Consider the following 18909-nt stretch of genomic DNA (forward strand, 5'->3'; position numbering starts at 1 on the left):
CAGCAGCCCGAGGCCGACGCCGCACGCGAGCACGGTCGGGCCGCGCCGCACCAGCGCGGCGATCAGCGTGCGCACGGGCGAGCCTCGGGACGACGGCGGACGGTCGCGCGACCAGGGCAGGCGGAGAAGGGCATGCGGATTCCTCGGGAGCGGGCCGTCGGGCACCGGGTATCCGCAAGGTTAATCCGGATTTTTGGCGAAGTAAAATGATATAACTGCGATCAGTAACAAGAGAAAGTGATATGAACATCCCTCTGCTCGAAACCTTCCGGGCCGTCGTTCAGGAAGGCAGCGCGCTGCGCGCGGCCGAACGGCTCGGCTGCACGCAGTCGAACGTCACCGCGCGGCTGCGCCTGCTCGAAGCGTCGCTCGACGCGCCGCTGTTCGACCGGCACGGCAAGCGGCTCGTGCTGAACGACGCCGGGCGCCGGCTGATTCCGTATTGCGATCGCATCCTGCGCCTCGTCGACGAAGCGACGCAGGTGGTGCGCGAGGCACCGGTCGCGCGCAGCTTTCGGCTCGGCTCGATGGAAAGCACGGCGGCCACGCGGCTGCCGGCGCTCGCCGCTGCGTTGAAGGCGCGCGACCCGGCGCTCGGCCTTGCGGTGCAGATCGGCAGCGAACCGGATCTGGCCGATGCACTGCTGCGCGGCCGGATCGACGCCGCGCTCACCGCGCGCGCGGTCGTGCGCCCCGGGTTGCGCTACGAGCCGGCGTTCGCCGAAGAGATGGTGCTGGTGAGCGCGACCACGGCCACGCGGCGGCAGGTGCTGGCCGACCACCCGGTGCGGCTGCTCGCGTTTCACGACGGCTGCCCGTATCGCGCGGTCGCGGAGCACTGGCTGAAGGCGCGCGGCATCGCGATCGAGTCGGTGGCGTCGTTCGGGACGTTCGGCGCGATCCTCGGCTGCGTGGCGGCCGGCATGGGCATAGCGATCCTGCCGAAGCGGATCACGACCGAGCACGTGGCGCGCAAGGAACTGCGGGCGCATTCGTTCGACGATCTCGACAGTGTGACGACCTATCTCGTCACGTCCGAGGAAGCGCCTGAGCTGCCCGAGCTCGATACATTGCGTGCGGTGCTCGGACGGCAGGCGGGGGCGCTGCTCGGGCGCTAGCGGGGCGCACCTGGGCGCGCCGCACCGCGCCGCACGCGCGGCGCCGATCGCGCTACACCGGCGCAACCGCCCGTTCATCCGCGAAGAATTCAGCCTCGATCTCGCGAATCCGCCGGCAATCCTCCAGCAGCCGCTCGAACGTCGGGCTGTACAGGCCGACGGTGCCGAGCGCCGTCTGCAGGTCGGTCGTCACGCGCAGCGTGTCGCCCACCCTGGCCCATTGCTTGAGCCCGACGAACGACGGCAGCGCCTGGATCGCCTGCCACGTGAAGTCCTGCCGCAGCACGCCGTTGCGCGACGACAGCAGCAGCACGTGCCCGCAGTAACCCCGAAAATCCGTCGGCGCGGCGACGTCACCGAACAGCCGCTCCGGATGCAGCACCGCTTCCACGGCAGCCGACACATGATTCTCGCCGCTGACCGCACTCGTCAGCCGCGGATCGAGGCTGCCGTGCAACCGCGCGTTCAGCTCGACGATCGTCGGGCCGTCGGCCGTATCGAACAGTTCGAGATGGGTCGGCCCGAAGCGCACGTCCAGCGCATCGAGCACGGCGGCCGCGTAGTCGAGCAGCGGCGCGTAGCGCGGATCGGCGTGATTCAGCACCAGCATCTTGTCGAGCCGCGGCGCATGCGTGCGGTCACGGTGCACTTCCCACAGGCTGACCACCCGGTGGCGGCCTTCGAACGACACCGAATCGACGATGTATTCCTGCCCCTCCGAATAGCTCTGGATCACGATGTCGTCGTTCGGCTGGTTGTACAGCGAACGGGTGGCCAGCACGTCGCGCGCGGCGGCCTCGACCTGGTCGAGCGTCCGGCAGATCTTCACGCCGGTCACGCCCGCGCTGCGCGCCGGCTTCACCACGAGCGGCAGCGTGCCGTACGCGCGCGCCCATTCGAGGGCGGCGTCGACCGACGTGCTGTGGAAGTGGGCCGGGGCACGCAGGCCGGCCTGGCGAATCCGCTCGTTCATCGCGTACTTGTCGCGCCGCGCGGCCGACGTCGCGAGCGGATTGCGCGTCGGCACGTCGAGCCGTTCGGCGAGCGTGTCGGCCAGTTCGAGCGCCGCGTCGAGGCCGTGCAGCACCGCGCCGATCCGCAGGTCGCTCAACTGCGCGAGCGTCGCGTCGATATCGCCGTGATGCTGGACCTGGCGGATATAGTCGGACGGGACGAACTGGTTCCGGTAGATTTCCGGCAGGTCGGGGTCGCTGATCACGTGCGCGCAACGGATGCCGTAGGCGCGGAACGCGGGCGCCAGATAGGCGGCTGTCGACGCGCCGTCGACGATCAGGACGGTATCGATGAAGCGGTGCGGCATGGATTCCTCGCTGGGCTGTGGGATCGGTTGAAGGGGGCTTGGGCTCAGGCCCGCGGGCCGCTATCGGGCGCATCGCTGGGCGCATCGCCGGGCCAGCGCGCGGCCAGCACGATGCAGACGGCGACGAGCACGGCCGCGACCGCGAACCCGCGTGCCGCGCCGGCCACGATCGCCGCGCCCTGGCCCGCGACCAGTGCGCCGAGCGCCGCGACGCCGACGGCTGCGCCCACCTGGCGCGCGGTATTGAGGATCGCCGACGCGGTGGCCGCGCGGCCGGCCTCGACGCTGCCGAGCATCGTCGAGGTCAGCGCGGGAATCGCGATCCCACCGCCGATCGCCATCGCCGCGAGCCCGGGCGCCAGCAGCGCATACGGCGTGTGCGCGCCGAGCGTCTGCCACAGCCACACGTAGCCCGCGAGCGACACGGCGAGGCCGACGATGACGGTCGCGCGGAAGCCATGGCGGACGGCGAGACGTGCGCTCGCGATGTTGGCGAGCATGATGATCGTGAGCGGCGCGAGCGCGAGCCCCGACTCGGTCGCGGTGAAGCCGCGCGCGTTCTGGAAATAGAGGCTCAGCGAGAAGATCAGCCCGTAGAACGCGGCATTCGTGACCGCGCCGATCGCGATCACGCCCGGCACGCGCGCGATCCGGAAGAAGGCGAGCTGCAGCATCGGCGCGGCCACGCGCCGCTCGATCGCGACGAACAGCGCGCCGAGCACGACCGACGCGGCCAGCGCACCGGCCGCATACGGATCGCCCACCCCCTGCGCGCCGGCCCGGATGATCCCGCCCGTCAGCAGCGCGAGCACGAGCACCGCGACGATCTGGCCGGCCGGATCGAACAGCCGCGTGCGCGCGGCGGCCGAATCGCGCACGTGGCGCAGCGTGAGCCACAGGCCGGCCGCACAGATCGGCAGATTGATGAAGAAGATCGCACGCCAGCCGAGCGAATCGATCAGCAGGCCGCCGAGCGTCGGCCCGGCCGCGCTGATCGCGCCGCCCGTCGCGCTCCACCACGCGACGGCCCGCACACGGGCGGCGGCATCGTTGGCGCACGCGTGCGTGATGAGCGCGAGCGACGTGGGCAGGATCATCGCGGCGCCCACGCCCTGCGCGACGCGCGCGGCGATCAGCGCGACCAGCGACGGCGCGAGCGCGCAGCCGAGCGATGCCAGCAGGAACAGCGCAAGGCCGTACGCGAACAGCCGGCGGCTGCCGAAGCGGTCGGCCAGCGTGCCGGACGTCAGCAGCAGCGCGGCGAACGACAGCGTGTACGCATCGACGATCCATTGCAGCCCGTGGACGCTCGATCCGAATGAATGGCCGAGGCTCGGAATCGCGACGTTGACCACGGTCACGTCGAGCTGGACGATCGCGAAGCCAAGGCTCGCGGCCGCGACGGTCGGGAAGATCGCGCGCAGCGACGTGCGATGCGGCGGCACGCCGGTGGCTAGTGTGCGCTCGAGTGCCGGCGCTCGATCGCTCATCGTGTCCTCCGCGCCGCGTGGCGGGTGGGGCGGCATGCAGCCAACGGCACGTCGTTTCCGGGCGTACTGCGCAGCAGATGGAATCGGTTCATCTAACGGGTTTCCGTGGGGCGGAGGATGGGCGCCGGCTGCCGATCGACGGCCGGCGCATCGTCGAATCCGACAGAAAACTAGCATCGACCCGTTAGCGAATACAAATAATAACCAGCGATTTTTTAACCACCATTCGTGTTAAGCGACGGTGCGAACGACGCGGCCCGCCGCTCGCCGCGTTGCTGAACTTATATCGAAATTTTTTGTTTGCAATCGAATTAATATCATTTCGCAATGCAATGACGGTCTCCTAGTCTTGTCGAGCGCCGGGCCCCGAGGACGGCCACGCGCGGCGGTAGTGCCATGCCGCTTATCGACCTCCGATCTTTATACGAGAGACCTATGACCTATCTCGCAGATGCACGCATCGTTTTGACGGCAGCGGAATCGAGTCACATCCGGACGACGCTCGGCGCACTGGCCTATGATCCGGCCGGCGGCGCGGGCTACATCAGCGCGGTGCGCAAGCTTGCCTACACCGCGTTTCCCGACCGGGTCGTCGACGCGTTCGATCGCGCGAAGGCGCCGACCGCCGATGCGCACGGCTCGATCGAGATCGACAACCTGCCGATCGACGACGACGTGAAGGGCAGCCCGAGGTTCGAGGAAACCGGCCGCTCGTTCAAGGCCGGCGTGTTGAGCGAGAACGTGCTGGTCGCGTTGAGCACGCTGGCCGGCGAGCCGTACTCGATTGCGCACGAAGGCCGCGAGCTCGTGAACAATCTCACGCCGCACAAGGCGACCGCGCGCGACTATACGGGCCTGGGCTCGGAGGTCGAACTCGATTTCCATATCGAGAACGCCGCGCAGGCGCACATGCCGGAAGGCGATACGTCGCCGTTCGCGTTGCTGCTGCTCGGCGTGCGCAACGAAGCCGGCGGCGGTCCGTACACGCGGCTCGCCGATGCGCGTCGTGCGCTGCAGCTGCTGTCGCCGGACGATATCGCGCAACTCTATGGCGAGCACTACATCATCCGCGTGCCGTACCGGTGGCGCGGGGCCGCGCCGACGCCGCGCGACAACACCGACCTGAGCGCGGTGCTGTCGGGGCCGCTCGATGCGCCGCGCGTGACGGTCGCGTTCTATCCGGACATGGTGCTGGCGGTCAACACACGCGCGCAGGAGGCGCTGGCCAACCTGTATCGCGCGGTGCGCGAGGTGTCGTTCGGCGTGCAGGTTCAACCGGGCAAGCTGGTGCTGATCAACAACCATTTCACGCTGCATTCGCGTGACCGCTTCGATCCGCAATACGACGAGAACGACCGGGCATTCCGCTGGGTGCAGCGCGTGTTCGTCGCGCGCAGCCTGTGGAACTTCCGCGCGTTCACGCCGCTGCAGGCGCGCGTGTTCGATCCGAAGGCGCTGTATGCGGGCGAGTCGCAAGCGGCACGTCCGTCGCCGGTTGTGCAACCAGTGACGCAACGCGCGGCCGCGGCCGAACTCGAAGCGACGCCGGCCTGAGCGGGCCGGGAACGCCAGGCGGCGACGGGCGGCGAACATCGTTCGTCCCGCCCGCGTTCCGCGCACGCGTCTTCCAAAAATAAAGGAATCCAGAAGACATGAGCAGAACAGCATTTCCCGTCGCGCGCGTCGTTCGCGTGCTGGCCGCCGTCCTGATCGGCAGCAGCGTGGCCGCGCAGGCCGCGACGTTCGACCTGAGCCCCGAGCAGCCCGGCCGGCAGCGCGGCACCGTGAACCCGGCGGTCGAGCAGGCGTTGCCGGCCGGCTTCCGGTTTGCCGAGGCGAACACGCTGACGATCGGTATCGCGCCGAACCTGCCGCCGCTCAGCACCTATGCGACCGATGCGCGAACGGTGGTCGGCTTCGATCCCGATCTCGCGCAGCTCGTCGCGGACAGCATCGGCCGCAAGCTGAAGATCGTGCCGCTTTCGTGGGCCGACTGGCCGCTCGCGCTGCAGTCCGGCAAGGTCGATGCGGTGATCTCGAACGTGACGGTGACCGAACAGCGCAAGGAGAAATTCGACTTCTCGACCTACCGGAAGGATCAGCTCGGCTTCTACGTGAAGAACGGCAGCCGGATTGCCGCGATCCGCGAGCCGAAAGATGTTGCCGGGCTGCGCGTCGTGACCGATTCGGGCACGAACCAGGAAAAGATCCTGCTCGAGTGGAACCGGCAGAACGTCGCGCGCGGCCTCGCGCCGGTCGAGATCCAGTATTACGCGGATGCGGCCGAGCGCTGGGTCGCGCTGCAGTCGGGGCGCGTCGACACGATCTTCAGCGTGAATTCGATGCTCGCGTACCAGGCGTCGCTGCGCGGCGATGCGAAGCTGATCGGCACGGTGAGCGGCGGCTGGCCGCGCACCGCGGACATCGCGATCACGACGCGCAAGGGCAGCGGCCTCGCCGATCCGCTGACGGTCGCGATCAATGCGCTGATCGCGAACGGCAGCTACCGGAAGGTGCTCGGCCGCTGGAGCCTCGACGCCGAAGCGATCGAGCGGTCGCAGACCAATCCGCCGGGGCTGCCGCGTACCTGAACCGCCCGCGCGCCGATTGCTACGGCGCTCAGGTGATCGGCCACTGCAGGATCACGATCCCGTCGTTGTAGTCGGCATCGGCGCCGTCCTCGGCACCCAGCCAGCCGAGCCAGACCGAGTCGCCCGCGGACAGCGGCGCGAGGCGTGCATCGGTCGCGGATGGCCTGCCGTTGGCCGACGCGTCGATCCGGATCTTGCCGCCTTTCGAGTTCAGCGTGAACATCCTGACGCCGTCCTCGCTGTTGCCGACGAACGATGCGGCCGGTTCCGGTGCATCGTCGATGAAGAGTTTCAGGTCCTGCCGGTCGGCGGCATTCGCGTAGAAGATCGCCTTGAACGCCGTATTCGGCGGCAGCGTGAAGTGGCCACTGCGATCCGACGACGGCTTGAAACCGGGCTGCTTCGTGTCCGGCCGGCTCCCGGCGATCTCGATCGACGTTTCCCAGCGGAAATAGCCCGATACGTTGCCGTCGCGGTCGTATACGCCGAAATCGGCCGTACACGTGGTGGCGCCCGCGGCCAGCACGTCGCTGCGCCAGTAGTGGTCCTGCATCGGGTGGCACGGCGGATGCAGCAGGTCGTCGGCATTCGGCACGGGCGTGGCCGCATCGCGCACTTCGGGTTCGATCGGCGCGACGATGCCCGCATCCTTCAACGTGAACCGCACGAACAGCACGCTTGCCTCGGCACGCAAGGCCAGCGCGGTTTCGCGCAGGCGCAGCTGGTCGCCCGGCGACAGGCCGGTAAAGAGGCGGCTGTCGTTGTGGCCGAGCGGCGCGGCGTCGCCGGGGCTCACCACGTAGAGGTGCCGGCCGTCGATCACGGTCGGCGCGGCCGGGTCCCGGCTTGCCTCGGGGTAGGCCGACAGCAACGTGACGGCGTCGACGATCACCAGCACATCGCAACGAAGACCAGACATGAGCGCTTCCTCCGCAACAAGTGGATGATGCGGGCAGCCGCCGCGCGGCCGCCCGCCTGCCGCGATCAGTTATGGATCGAGATGAACGGATCCCAGGAGAAGCAGCCCTGGCTCTGGCAGTTGCGATCGATGATCTGGAACTGGAAGTGGTACGTCACGCGGCCGACTTTCAGGCACTCCGACGACCAGTAGTAGTTCGCGACCTTCTGGCAGGTCGGCACCTCGGGCTTGCTGGTGTTCGGCACCGGAATGGACGCTTCCGCGACGCGCGGTGTCGGCGTCGAGATCAGTTCGTTGCCGACGTTGCCGACGAACTTGTAGAACACGACCTGGTTCTCGAAGCCCAGCGACAGGCTCGTTTCACGCCAGCGGATCAGGTCGCCGACCTGCGCCTTCAGGTCGAGTTCGCCGCCTGCCTGCCCGGAGATGACGTTGTCCTGGTTGGTCACCATATAGACATAGCGCCAATCGATCAGCGTCGGTGCGGCCGGGTTCTTGCTGGGATTCGGATATTTTTTGAGAATGGTTTCGGTATCGAAAGAGACGAGCACATCAGTGACGCGTGACATAGAAGCTCCCGTTTGAATGAATGGGACTTATTGTTGCGCGAATTTCTTCGTGCGGCCGCCATCGCCTTGTCCTGCAAGGCTTCGTGCCGATCAAGGCACGTGCAGGCGAGATGGCGAATGCAGATTATCCCGTTCGGTTAATTCCGGAAGCTGTAAATGTAAACAGGGTATTAATATTATTTCGGACGGTAATTTTAAAATCGGCTTCAATCGGCTCGATGCGTTACATAAATATAACGACATTGAACCTGTTAATCGAATGGCCGATGCTGTCCGGCAGCGGCGGGCGGGGAAGGATTGCTTACCGGTAGGTCCACAGCCGGTGCAGCGCGAACGTGGTCGGCGGAACCAGCAGCGCGATCGCGACGATGCTCATCGCGCGGGAACCTTCGAGCGCTTCGGCCGCACGCGCGAGCAGCATCGTTTCGACGAAGCCGGCCAGCGTGACCGCGAGAAAGCGCACCGCGTTGCGCGTGCCCACCGTCGACGAGAAGCTCCACAGCGTATTCGCGAGATACGAGAAGGCCGTCGCGCAGAGGAAGGCGATCGCGTTCGCCGTCACCAGCGTCGCGTCGAACCGCGCGAACAGCGCCGCGGCCACCAGCGTGTGGATCGCGGTCGAGCCGAGCCCGGACACGCCGAAGCGCACGAGCCGCGTGCGCTCGGCATGGAGCAGGGCGATCATGGCCGTTGGCGCGCGTCAGCGTGCGCCGATCCGCGCACGGGTCGGCTGCACGCGCCGGCGGGCGATCTGGCGGCGCGCATCGCGCGCGACCGGGAGTTCGATCACCTTGCCGTGCGCCTGGTAGCGGCGGCGGATCAGGTAGACGGGCCGCTGCTTCGACTCGTCGTAGATCCGCCCGACGTATTCGCCGACGACACCGATCCCGATGAGCTCGATCCCGCCGATGAACAGCGTGACCGAGATCAGCGATGCGTAGCCGAGCACCGGATTGCCGAACAGCAGCGTGCGGAAGATGATGAACGCGCCGTACAGGAACGCGAGCGTGGCGATGCCGACGCCGATGTAGGTCCAGCTGCGCAGCGGCACGGTGCTGAAGCTGGTGATGCCTTCCAGCGCGAAATTCCACAGCTTCCAGCCGGAGAACTTAGAGTGCCCGGCGCTGCGCGCGTCGCGCTGGTATTCGACGATCACGGTGCGGTAGCCGACCCACGCGAACAGCCCCTTCATGAAGCGATGCCGCTCGGGCAGGTTGCGCAGCGCGTTCACGACCTTGCGGTCCATCAGCCGGAAATCGCCGACGTTCTCCGGCAGTTTCACGTCCGACAGCAGGTTGTGCACGCGATAGTAGATCGCGGCCGCCGTGCGTTTCGCGAACGAGTCGCACGCGCGGTTGCTGCGCTTCGCCGCGACGACTTCCGCGCCGTCGCGCCAGTGCTCGATCATCACGGGGATCAGGCTCGGCGGATCCTGCAGGTCGGCGTCGAGCGGGATCACCGCGTCGCCGAGCGCTTCGTCGAGGCCGGCCGTGAGCGCCGCTTCCTTGCCGAAGTTGCGGGTGAGGTCGATCACGCGCACGCGCCGCTCGGCGGTGCTGATCCGGATCAGCCGGTCGAGCGTGTCGTCGCGGCTGCCGTCGTTCACGCAGACGATCTCGAAACGGATCGCGTCGATGGACGTCATCAGCGGAATCACGACGTCGAAGAAGTGCTCAACGGCCTCGCCTTCGTTATAGAACGGCACGACCAGCGAGATGAGCGGTGTATAGAGTGGTTCCCGCATGATGATTCCCCTTGTGATGTCGTTTCACCGTTGCGCGCCGATGGTCGGTCGGCCGGTGCGGCGCATTCCGTACGCCGGGCGGTGGTGCGTTCGGGCCTGATGCGAGAACGCGGTTTCGGTCGAGTTGTCGCGTGTGTCCGGCATCAACGGCACGTCGTGTCGTTCCCGGGCGATCCGGCTGACGAGCAGCCCGAGCGACGCCAGCGTGACGAGCGGCATGAACTGGAACGACAGATGCGGCACGACCGTGAGACCCGCGAGCGGCATCAGCCACAGCAGCATCAGCCATTCGCGATCGAGGCGGCGCCAGCCGTGCGTCCACGCATAGCGCGCGTACCACGCGATCACGATGCCGTACCAGGTCAGGTCGTAGTCGTACAGATAGGGACTGACGAGCAGGCAGGCGCAGGCGAGGGTCGCGGCACGCAGCGCGTATGAACAGGCGCCGCGCCATGCATAGATGACGGCGACGGCCGCGGTCGCGGCCGACAGCAACTGGAGGCCGTCCGCGACGATGGCGGGCCAGCCTGCCATCATTGCGAGCGCGAACACCGACGGCATGCGCACGAGCTTGGCCTGGCCGGCGCCGACGATCGCGTAGACGTGGTCGATCACATGCGCGAACGTGAGCCACGGGACGAACCCGAACGCGAGGGTCGAGAGCGCGACGCTGCACGCGATCGTCGCGGCCCACGCGGCCAGCGCGCGCCATTGACCCGCGCACAGCAGCGCGAGCGGGAACAGCACCGCGAGCTGCGGCTTCATCGTCAGCAAACCGAAGCAGATTCCGGCGTACACCGGGCGGCGGTTCAGCGCGAGCAGGCCGGCGCCGGCGAGCAACGCGGTGAAGAGGCTGGTCTGCCCGGCGATCACCGTGAGGAACGCGCCGGGGAACGCGAGCGCGCACAGCCACGCGGCATCGCGCTGCACGATCGCGCGGATCGTTGCCGCGAACAGCCCATACGTGAGCCCGAGCCACAGCACGAGCGCCAGCGTGTACGGCAGCCAGCCGAGCGGCAGCACGAGCAGCAGCATGGACGGCGGATAGAGCCACGGGAGCGTGCCGTCCGCGAGATTCATCGCCGGAATCGCGAGCTTCTGGATCGCGAGCAGCGCGGGGAAATGCCATGCATCGGCCGCGTGCCCGTGCGCGGCGAGCCACGCCGCGCTCCAGATCGGCGAGAAATCCGGCGACAGCGGTTCCGGTGCGCCGTGGTGCGACAGGAACACGCGGAGCGAATAGATGCCGATGAACAGCAGTTCCGCCATCAGCACGGCGGCCGCATAAAGGCGCACGCGTTCGCGATTGAGCCAGTGCGGATAGCGGCGCGGGCCCGCGATCGGGAGTTCCGGATGCACATCGGTGGCGGCATGCGCGTGGCGGGCGAACGAAGGCGCTTTCATGGCGTGGTCCGTGACGCAACGGCCGCGCGACGCACGACGACGAGCAGCACCGCGAGCAGCACGACCGGCCCGATCTGAGGCAGCTTCGTCAACCGGTTGAACATCTCGAAGACCGGCAGCAGCCACGCGAGCACGAGGATGCCCTGGTCGCCGGGCAGCCAGCCTTCGTCGAGGCCGTGCGCGATCAGGCAGAAGATCGCGATGCCGAGCCACGTCAGTTCGTAATGCCACAGATAGGGTGTCGTCAGCAGCGTGGCGACCGCCAGCACCGCGCCGCGCAGGCGCATGTCGGGGGTACGGCGCCATACATCGACAGCTGCGGCGATCGCGATCAGTGCGACCGCCGCTTGCGCGGCCAGCGCGGCGGCCACCGGTGCACCCGCGAGCCGCAACGCGGCGAACGGCGTCGGCGACGCGAACCAGTACGACGCGAGCATGAAATGCATGTCGCGTACCGTCGACATGGCCTGGCTCAAACCGTGCAGCGCGCCAGGGCCGGTCAGTGCAATCCCGGCCGCCGCGAACAGCGTCGCGCTCAGCGCGGCCGCCGCGAACGTGCGCCATGCCCGCGCCGCGATCAGCACGAACGGAAACACGACGGCGAGTTGCGGCTTGATCGCAAGCAACCCGATCACCACGCCGGCCACGACCGGGCGCTTGCCCAGCAGATGCAGCGCGAGCGCGGCGAGGCCGGCGGTCAGGACGCTGTTCTGGCCGAACAGCGCTGACAGGCACACCCCTGAATACGCGACCACGACGAGCGTGGCGGCGCGCGGGTGGGGAAGATGCGCGCGCAATCCCGACAACCGCGAGACTGCGAACGCGTAGCATAAAAGACTGCCCGCCAAAAAGAGGAAATACGCGGGCAGGAAAGGCACAAGGGCAAGCGGCGCGATGAACAGCAGCATCGTCGGCGGATAGAGCCAGGGAAGCGGCTGGTGCTGCAGAGACGCACCGAAGTGCGCGAACTCGGCCTGCTTGAATGAGGAAATGTCGTAGACCGATGCGGCGTGGCCTTGCAACACGAGATGCGATGCGGTCCAGAAGACGGAGAAGTCGGTGCCGGGGCGGACCGTGGTGGTCGACGTGAAGCCGTCGGTCACGATCCCCCACAGGATCAGCAATGCGGTGAAGAGCATCAGCATGATGCAGCTGTACGGAATGATCCGGTCGGCTGTCAGCCATTGGATGCGGCGTATTGCACGCCCGCGCATTTCACGGTTGGCTGTGTACATGATTCCCCGTCTGTAGTGAAGGCTGCGTGGTCTTTCACAGCCGTTTTCATGTTGTCGTGCCCGCGGATCGAATCGCGCTGAAATCGCGTTGTCCGGTGAAATCATTGTTGAAGAAAAAATCGCACGATGCAAATCGCACACGGACGGCGGGTATTTAAATTGTTCAGCGATACGCGTGAAAACCGCGTTTTCACGTATGAGAAAACGGCGCGACCGGATTTCATGTATCTGGCTTGAAACATTCCGCGTTTTTTACCGGGTTTGCGTGCCGCCGATACCGCGGCGCCCGAGCGGCCGGATGCGTTCGGGAAAGTCCCGAGAAAAAAATTGAGACCCTTGTTGCAGCGCGGCGACCGGCGTTCAGGCGTGCAACGCGTGCGCGGGCGGATCGATCAATTTTGAAACATTTCGCGCATCCCGCCTCGGGCCGGGGAGGACGGGCATCGCTGGAACGCTTGATACGCCTGGATTTCGTTCGGGGTGGCCTGCTCTTTGCGTAAGCGTTGGCACGGCAGTCGACGAGGTGACGACCGGGCGGTTCCGGCAAAGGACAGACGGAACCCGTTGCGGAATCACCTGCGGAAAGGAGGGCCGGAGCGCGACGGGGAACACGCAGCTCCAGGTCGATCAACCGAGCAAGGCTTCGTCGAATGACCCATGAGACCCGGTAGCGTCAGGGCAATAAGAAATCGGCATGGCAGCATTTGGGGAATAAAAATGAAAGACCACAGCATATTGCGGATCGCAAACCGCATTAAAGACACATTGCGGATTTTCCGGGAGTTTGTCTCCCGTTCAACAGGATTCCACGCGTCGAACGGCAGTCGTGCCGTTCGGGTCGATCGGATCGTCCGGTTCATCCGGCCGGTCGCACCGTACACGCCTCTCTCGCTCACGGCCTCATTGATACCCGTTCGCACGGACAGGGGTGTCTATCCCCGCTCCCGCAGCTGAGCGACGCATTCCGATTTTTCGAGTAGTGCCGGTGGTGCCCACCCCCGACGTCCTGACGGACGAAGGGTATTTCATAGCAGTCCGAAAGGAGAATGCTCATGTCAAGAATCATCGAGAAGATCGCCTGGCTCGTCGAGGATCAGGGCGGTGTGACGGCCATTGAATACGGCCTGATCGCCGCGCTGATCGCGATCGGTATCGTCGCCGCGTTGACGACGGTCGGTACGGATCTGAAGACCGTATTCAGCACGGTCGCCGACGATCTGGATTCGATCGTTGCTGCGATTTGATGGACGGTGCGGCGAACGGCTCGTCCGATTCGTTCGTTGGCACCACACGGCATTAACACCATGCCTCGACGTATCGATGCCGGATCAATCGATCCTGCCGGCACGCGAGGGATCTGAAAGTGACTACGCAAGGAGATCATCATGTCCAAGTTCATTCAACAAGCCAGCCGTTTCATCCGCGACGAAGACGGTGTGACGGCCATCGAATACGGCCTGATCGCCGCACTGATCGCCATCGGCATCATCGCCGCGCTGACGACGGTCGGCAAGGACCTCAAGACCGTGTTCACCACGATCGCGGACGACCTCGATTCGGCGGTCGCAGCCATCTGATGGATCGTGCCGCGGACGGCTCGGCCGGTGCAGCGCTCGAGCCGTCCCCGGTCATCTGATCGACCCGGAACCGGAGACCATCATGCAAGCCACGATGCGCGTCGTACGTCGCTGGATCAGCGACGAGCAGGGTGTGACGTCGACCGAATATGCATTGCTCGGCGCGATGTTCGCCGTTGCGGTGCTGGGCAGCGTCGTCACGCTGAAAGGCTCGCTTGCCGATACGTACGAGGTGATCGCGACGGCCGTGACGGCCGCCGTGGCCACCGCGCTGGCAATGGTTTCCTGATCCGCCGATTCCACGGATTCCACCGATTCCACCGATTCCACCGATTCGACTGCGAGGTTCGCCATGCTCCCTGTTGCGCCGCCTTACCCGGTTCCGTTGTGCGTGACGCTGCTCGCTGTCGCCGCGGCCAGCACGGACATCGCGACCCGTCGCATTCCGAACCGTCTCGTCCTGCTCGGCCTGGCCGGCGCGCTGGTTGCCCAGTGCCTGTTGCACGGTGTCGTGGCAGGTGCGCTCGGATGGCTCGCCGGCGCCGCGACCGGCTTCGGCATGCTGCTGCCGTTCTACCTGTTGCGCGGCATGGCGGCCGGCGACGTGAAGCTGATGCTCGCGATCGGCGCCTGGGTCGGCGCGGAAATGACGTTTTACATCGTGCTGGCCACCTTCCTGGCCGGCGGGATCGGCGCCATCGCCTTCGCGCTGTTGCGCGGGCGGATGCGCCAGATGTGGGCGAACGTGCGCGTATTGATCGCGCGGCGCTTGCAAGGCGCGAGCGCCGAGGCCGCCGGCGGCCCCGTCGAAATCGCATCGGTCGGCACGCTGCCGTACGGCGTGGCGATCGCGGCCGGCACGCTGGGCATGCTGTTCGTGTCGTGCGCATAGCGCGACGCATCCGCAACGAGGACGGAACGATCATGAACACGAATCACACCGAACCGAGACGCGACGCACAGGTGGCACGCCTGCCTGATCCGTTGCCGTCGCGGGAAGCGCATACGAAGCTGGGCGCGCAGTTGCCGGCGGCGCCGCGCTCGCTCGAGGAAACCGGGTTGAGCATGACGTTCGTTGCCGGCCTCGTGCTGAAGTCGACACTGATGCTCGGCCGCCCGTCATACGGCGACCTGGTCGAACGGCACTGCCTGTCGCTCGCGGTGCTCGACGACGTCTTCGCATTCCTGGTGCGCGAGCATCTCGTCGAACTCACCCATCGCGGTGCGACCGATCTCGACGTGACGTTCCGCCTGACCGACGCGGGCCGCGTGCTCGCGCTGGAAGAACGCTCGCGCAGCGGCTACAGCGGCCCCGCCCCGGTGACGCTCGATGCCTATATCGAATGCCTGGACGCGCATTCGGTACGCAAGCTGCACATCAGCCAGAACGAAGTGTGGGCGGCGTTCGAAGGCATCGTGATCGACACGTCGCTGCTCGATGCGGCGGCGGCTGCGCTGAACGCCGGCCGTCCGCTGCTGATCCACGGCCCCGCCGGCAGCGGCAAGACCTTCCTCGCCGAGCGGCTCGGCTCGCTGATGCGCGGCCGCGTGCCGGTGCCGCACGCGATCTGCGCGGCCGGCGAAGTGATCCAGATCTACGATCCGCTCGTGCACGTCGACGCGGGCACGCCGTCCGGCGGCCTGTCGGTCGATCGCCGCTGGCGCCTGTGTCAACGGCCGGTCGTGATGTCGGGCGGCGAACTGACGCTCGACGAGCTCGACCTGCGTCGCGACGAGGCCGCCGGCTTCTACCAGGCGCCGCCGCACATGAAGGCGAACCTGGGCATGTACGTCGTCGACGATCTCGGCCGCCAGCGCGTCGAGCCGCGCGACCTGCTCAATCGCTGGCTGCGTCCGCTCGATCGGGGCGTCGATTTCCTGACGCTCGAATCCGGCAACCGCTTCGTGATGCCGTTCGACGTCTGGCCGGTGTTCTCGAGCAACCTGTCGCCGGAGCAGCTGGGCGACGACGCATTCCTGCGCCGCCTCGGCTCGAAGCTGCACGTCGGCGCGATGTCGATCGACGACTACCGCCAGGTGTACAACGCGGCCTGCGCATCGCTCGGACTCGTATCGGCGAGCGATGCATTCGACTACCTGCTGCATCGGCTGCACCTGCCGACCGGCAAGGCGTTTCTCGCCTGTTTCCCGGCGGACCTGCTGCGTCTCGTGGCCGCCGGCGCGCGCTACCGCGGCGATCCGCCCGAGGTGACGCACGACGCACTGTACGACGCGTGGGCGAGCTATTTCGGCGCGGCACCCGAACGTGACGGCTGCCATCCGCCGCCCGTCGAGCGCGGTGGCCGTACGTTCGTTACCGGTTGAGCCGTTTCTTTCACGATTCGTCGAGGAGCATTGCCATGAAAAACAGTCGAGCGGTCATGATGCTGGTCGTCGCGATGGTCGCGGGTCTTGCCGCGGTCGTGTTCGCGTCCCACTGGCTGGTGCAGACATCCACGAGCTCGGTCACGCCGGTCGCGGTGGCCAACACCGACCTGAACCTGGGCGAACCGCTCGGGCCGAACCAGATCCACATGGTCAGCTGGCCGTCGGGCAGCGTGCCCAACGGCGCGTTCACCGATACGAAGGGGCTCGAAGGGCGCGTCGTGCGCACCAGCCTCGCACGCGGCGAGCCGGTGATCGAGTCGAAGCTCGCGCCGGTCGGCACGAAGGGCGGGCTGTCCGCGGTCATCGCCGACGGCAGCCGCGCGATCACGGTGCGCGTGAACGACGTGGTCGGTGTCGCGGGCTTCGCGCTGCCGGGCAACTACGTCGACGTGATCGTCAACACGCAGGAACAACAGGGCAAGACCGACGGGCAGAGCATCTCGAAGATCGTGCTCGAGCACATCCTCGTGCTCGCCGTCGCGCAGCAGGTCAGCCGCGACGACACGGCGCCGAAGGTGGTCAACGCGGTGACGCTGGAAGTCACGCCCGACCAGGCCGAACGGCTCGACCTCGCGCGCAGCGTCGGCACGCTGTCGCTCGTGCTGCGCAACCAGGTCGACCAGAAGACGCTGAACACCGACGGGGCGACCAAGCTGACGCTGCTCGGCAAGGAGCCCGCACCCGAAGCGCCGCCGGCACCGGCCCGTGTGAAGACGGTACGCGTGCACGTCGCATCGCACGCGGCGCCGGAGGTACGGCGCGACTGCGTCGGCGTGCTGACGGGCGTGAAGGGCAGCGTCGAGTGTTTCTGAATCAGTTCATTGATGTCACATAAACGGCCGCCGGCAACGCGCGGCGGCCCTGGAAGTCGATAACCGGCACGGCGCCGGTCTCTCGGGGGATCAGACGAAATGAAGATCAAACCGCAATGCACAGGTACCGGCCCGCTGCAGACACGCGTCGCACGGGGCACGATGATGGCCGCGATCCTCTGTTCGGGATGGCTGACCGTTTATGGCGCACTCGCGCAGGAAGGCGTCGAGTCGGCCGCGCTGACCAAGGGCGGCGCCAGCGCGCCGGCCGCGGTCGGCAAGGGGCCGATGCAGATGACGATCAGCATGGCGCCGGTGGCGGCCGCCGCGCCCGCCGCAGCGGCGGGGCCGCTGCGCGGACCGAACTGCGTCGGCGCCGTGCGCGAATCGACCAGTGTCAGCGTGCCGCTCGGCAAGTCGCTGCTGGTGCCGATGCCGGAGCCGGTCCGTAATCGGACGATCGGCAATCCGGCCGTCGCGCAGGCCACGATGGTGTCGCCGCAGACCCTGTACATCCTCGGGCTCGCGGTCGGCACGACCAACATGATCGTGCAGGGCAAGAGCGGGGCATGCCGCGTGATCGACGTCGCGGTCGGCGCGGATGCCGGCGGCCTGCAGGCGTCGCTGATGCAGCTGATGCCGGGCGAGCGCGACATCCACGTGTCGACCGCCGCCGGCACGATCGTGCTGGCCGGCACCGTGTCGAGCTCGATGGCCGCGCAGCAGGCCATGCAGATCGCCCGGGCGTACGGCGACAGCGCGGGCGATCCGGCGGGCGGCGGCAAGGCGGGCGGGGTGCTCAACATGCTGAACGTCACGTCGCCGCAGCAGGTGATGCTCGAGGTGAAGGTGGCCGAGGTGTCGAAGACGCTGATCAACCAGATGGGCAGCGCGCTCAACATCCAGGGCGGCTTCGGTTCGTGGAGCGGCGCGCTGGTCAGCAACCTGCTCGCGGGCGTCGCCACCGGCATCGCCTTCAGCAAGGCGAACAACAAGCCGTTCAACCTCGCGGCCGACGCGCAGAACACCGACAACCTGGTCAAGATCCTCGCGGAACCGAATCTCGTGACGATCAGCGGCCAGGAGGCGACGTTCCTCGCCGGCGGCAAGATCTTCATCCCGATCCCGCAGAGCGGCAGCAACGGTGTCTCGTCGATCACGCTGCAGGAAGAGGAGTTCGGCGTCGCGCTGAAGTTCACGCCGACCGTGCTGGGCAACGGCCGGATCAGCCTGAAGGTCGCGCCGGAAGTGTCGGAGCTGTCGCAGACGGGCGTCACGCTGAGCGCGTCCAACATCGGCGGCACGTCGATCCTGCCGCTGATCACGACGCGGCGCGCATCGACGACGGTGCAGATGGGCGACGGCGAAACGTTCGCGATCGGCGGGCTGATCAAGGACAACGGGACCGGCGCGCTGAAGGCGCTCCCCGGTGTCGGCGAAATTCCCGTGCTCGGCGCGCTGCTCCGCAGTACCTCGTTCCAGCAGGACCGCACCGAGTTGATCTTCGTGATCACGCCGCACCTGGTGAAGCCGCTGCAGACCGCCGACGTGCCGCTGCCGACCGACAGCTTCACGAAGCCGAACGAAATCGACGTGTATGCGACGGGCAACATGGAAGGCCGCGGTGGCCTCCGCAAGCACGGCGCCCAACCGGCGAACGGCGCGGCAGCCTCACCGCAGACCCCGGCCCAGGCACCGGCCCCCGCGCCGGCACCGCAATCGGAAGCGCCCGCCGGCCCGG

Annotated in this window: 18 protein-coding genes; 10 read left to right on the top strand and 8 right to left on the bottom strand. The window is 67.1% G+C overall.

The features are described from left to right. The first annotated feature begins 242 nt into the window (after positions 1–242). A complete protein-coding gene (locus G3N98_RS31455; RefSeq protein ID WP_089476207.1) occupies positions 243–1118 on the top strand; it encodes a LysR family transcriptional regulator in 876 nt (291 codons plus the stop codon). Between the two features lie 52 nt (positions 1119–1170). Here G3N98_RS31455 and G3N98_RS31460 read toward each other — a convergent pair whose 3' ends face one another. Continuing rightward, entirely contained in the window at positions 1171–2439 is a 1269-nt protein-coding gene (locus G3N98_RS31460) for an ATP-grasp domain-containing protein (RefSeq protein ID WP_206150380.1), read from the bottom strand. A 44-nt stretch (positions 2440–2483) separates the two neighbouring features. Next, on the bottom strand, positions 2484–3929 hold the full coding sequence (locus G3N98_RS31465) for an MFS transporter (protein WP_206150381.1): 1446 nt from the start codon (positions 3927–3929) through the stop codon (positions 2484–2486). A 435-nt stretch (positions 3930–4364) separates the two neighbouring features. Between G3N98_RS31465 and G3N98_RS31470 the strand changes: the two genes are divergently transcribed. Both G3N98_RS31470 and G3N98_RS31475 read left to right on the top strand, forming a co-directional pair. Further along, complete coding sequence (locus G3N98_RS31470) at positions 4365–5483, top strand: TauD/TfdA family dioxygenase (protein ID WP_206150382.1); 1119 nt, start codon at positions 4365–4367, stop codon at positions 5481–5483. A gap of 98 nt (positions 5484–5581) precedes the next feature. After that, positions 5582–6520 carry an ABC transporter substrate-binding protein gene (locus G3N98_RS31475; protein WP_206150383.1) on the top strand — a complete coding sequence of 313 codons (939 nt, stop codon included), beginning with the start codon at positions 5582–5584 and terminating at the stop codon, positions 6518–6520. Positions 6521–6548: 28 nt separating this feature from the next. Here the strand turns inward: G3N98_RS31475 and G3N98_RS31480 are convergent, their stop codons facing one another. The 6 genes from G3N98_RS31480 to G3N98_RS31505 all read right to left on the bottom strand — a co-directional run bounded on the left by G3N98_RS31480 (position 6549) and on the right by G3N98_RS31505 (position 12391). After that, positions 6549–7439: an AidA/PixA family protein gene (locus G3N98_RS31480; RefSeq protein WP_206150384.1), complete on the bottom strand. Its 891-nt coding sequence runs from the start codon at positions 7437–7439 to the stop codon at positions 6549–6551. 65 nt (positions 7440–7504) lie between these two features. After that, positions 7505–8008, bottom strand: coding sequence for an inclusion body family protein (locus tag G3N98_RS31485; RefSeq protein ID WP_011349899.1), 504 nt, complete (start codon positions 8006–8008; stop codon positions 7505–7507). Between the two features lie 301 nt (positions 8009–8309). After that, entirely contained in the window at positions 8310–8693 is a 384-nt protein-coding gene (locus G3N98_RS31490; RefSeq protein WP_089476201.1) for a GtrA family protein, read from the bottom strand. A gap of 15 nt (positions 8694–8708) precedes the next feature. Beyond that, positions 8709–9752 (bottom strand): glycosyltransferase family 2 protein, encoded by a 1044-nt coding sequence (locus tag G3N98_RS31495; protein ID WP_089433738.1) that lies wholly within the window; start codon positions 9750–9752, stop codon positions 8709–8711. Between the two features lie 24 nt (positions 9753–9776). Further along, positions 9777–11156 carry a glycosyltransferase family 87 protein gene (locus tag G3N98_RS31500; RefSeq protein WP_206150385.1) on the bottom strand — a complete coding sequence of 460 codons (1380 nt, stop codon included), beginning with the start codon at positions 11154–11156 and terminating at the stop codon, positions 9777–9779. Next, positions 11153–12391 carry a glycosyltransferase family 87 protein gene (locus G3N98_RS31505; protein WP_206150386.1) on the bottom strand — a complete coding sequence of 413 codons (1239 nt, stop codon included), beginning with the start codon at positions 12389–12391 and terminating at the stop codon, positions 11153–11155. The genes G3N98_RS31500 and G3N98_RS31505 overlap by 4 nt, the downstream gene beginning before the upstream one ends. Before the next feature lie 1052 nt (positions 12392–13443). Between G3N98_RS31505 and G3N98_RS31510 the strand changes: the two genes are divergently transcribed. From G3N98_RS31510 to G3N98_RS31540, 7 genes are all read left to right on the top strand, one after another. Beyond that, a complete protein-coding gene (locus tag G3N98_RS31510) occupies positions 13444–13635 on the top strand; it encodes a Flp family type IVb pilin (protein ID WP_039355485.1) in 192 nt (63 codons plus the stop codon). Positions 13636–13776: 141 nt separating this feature from the next. Next, positions 13777–13968 (top strand): Flp family type IVb pilin, encoded by a 192-nt coding sequence (locus G3N98_RS31515; protein ID WP_089476198.1) that lies wholly within the window; start codon positions 13777–13779, stop codon positions 13966–13968. Between the two features lie 82 nt (positions 13969–14050). Next, positions 14051–14257: a Flp family type IVb pilin gene (locus G3N98_RS31520; protein WP_089429729.1), complete on the top strand. Its 207-nt coding sequence runs from the start codon at positions 14051–14053 to the stop codon at positions 14255–14257. A gap of 63 nt (positions 14258–14320) precedes the next feature. Next, a complete protein-coding gene (locus tag G3N98_RS31525; protein ID WP_206150387.1) occupies positions 14321–14860 on the top strand; it encodes a prepilin peptidase in 540 nt (179 codons plus the stop codon). Between the two features lie 32 nt (positions 14861–14892). Then, positions 14893–16293 carry an ATP-binding protein gene (locus tag G3N98_RS31530; protein WP_206150388.1) on the top strand — a complete coding sequence of 467 codons (1401 nt, stop codon included), beginning with the start codon at positions 14893–14895 and terminating at the stop codon, positions 16291–16293. A 35-nt stretch (positions 16294–16328) separates the two neighbouring features. After that, positions 16329–17168, top strand: a complete 840-nt coding sequence (gene cpaB, locus G3N98_RS31535; RefSeq protein WP_089429726.1) for a Flp pilus assembly protein CpaB — start codon at positions 16329–16331, stop codon at positions 17166–17168. Positions 17169–17267: 99 nt separating this feature from the next. After that, positions 17268–18909: type II and III secretion system protein family protein (locus G3N98_RS31540; RefSeq protein ID WP_206150389.1), on the top strand; the 1642-nt coding region annotated here is incomplete at its 3' end.

Source organism: Burkholderia sp. Tr-20390 (assembly GCF_017104595.1).
Classification (GTDB): Bacteria; Pseudomonadota; Gammaproteobacteria; order Burkholderiales; family Burkholderiaceae; genus Burkholderia.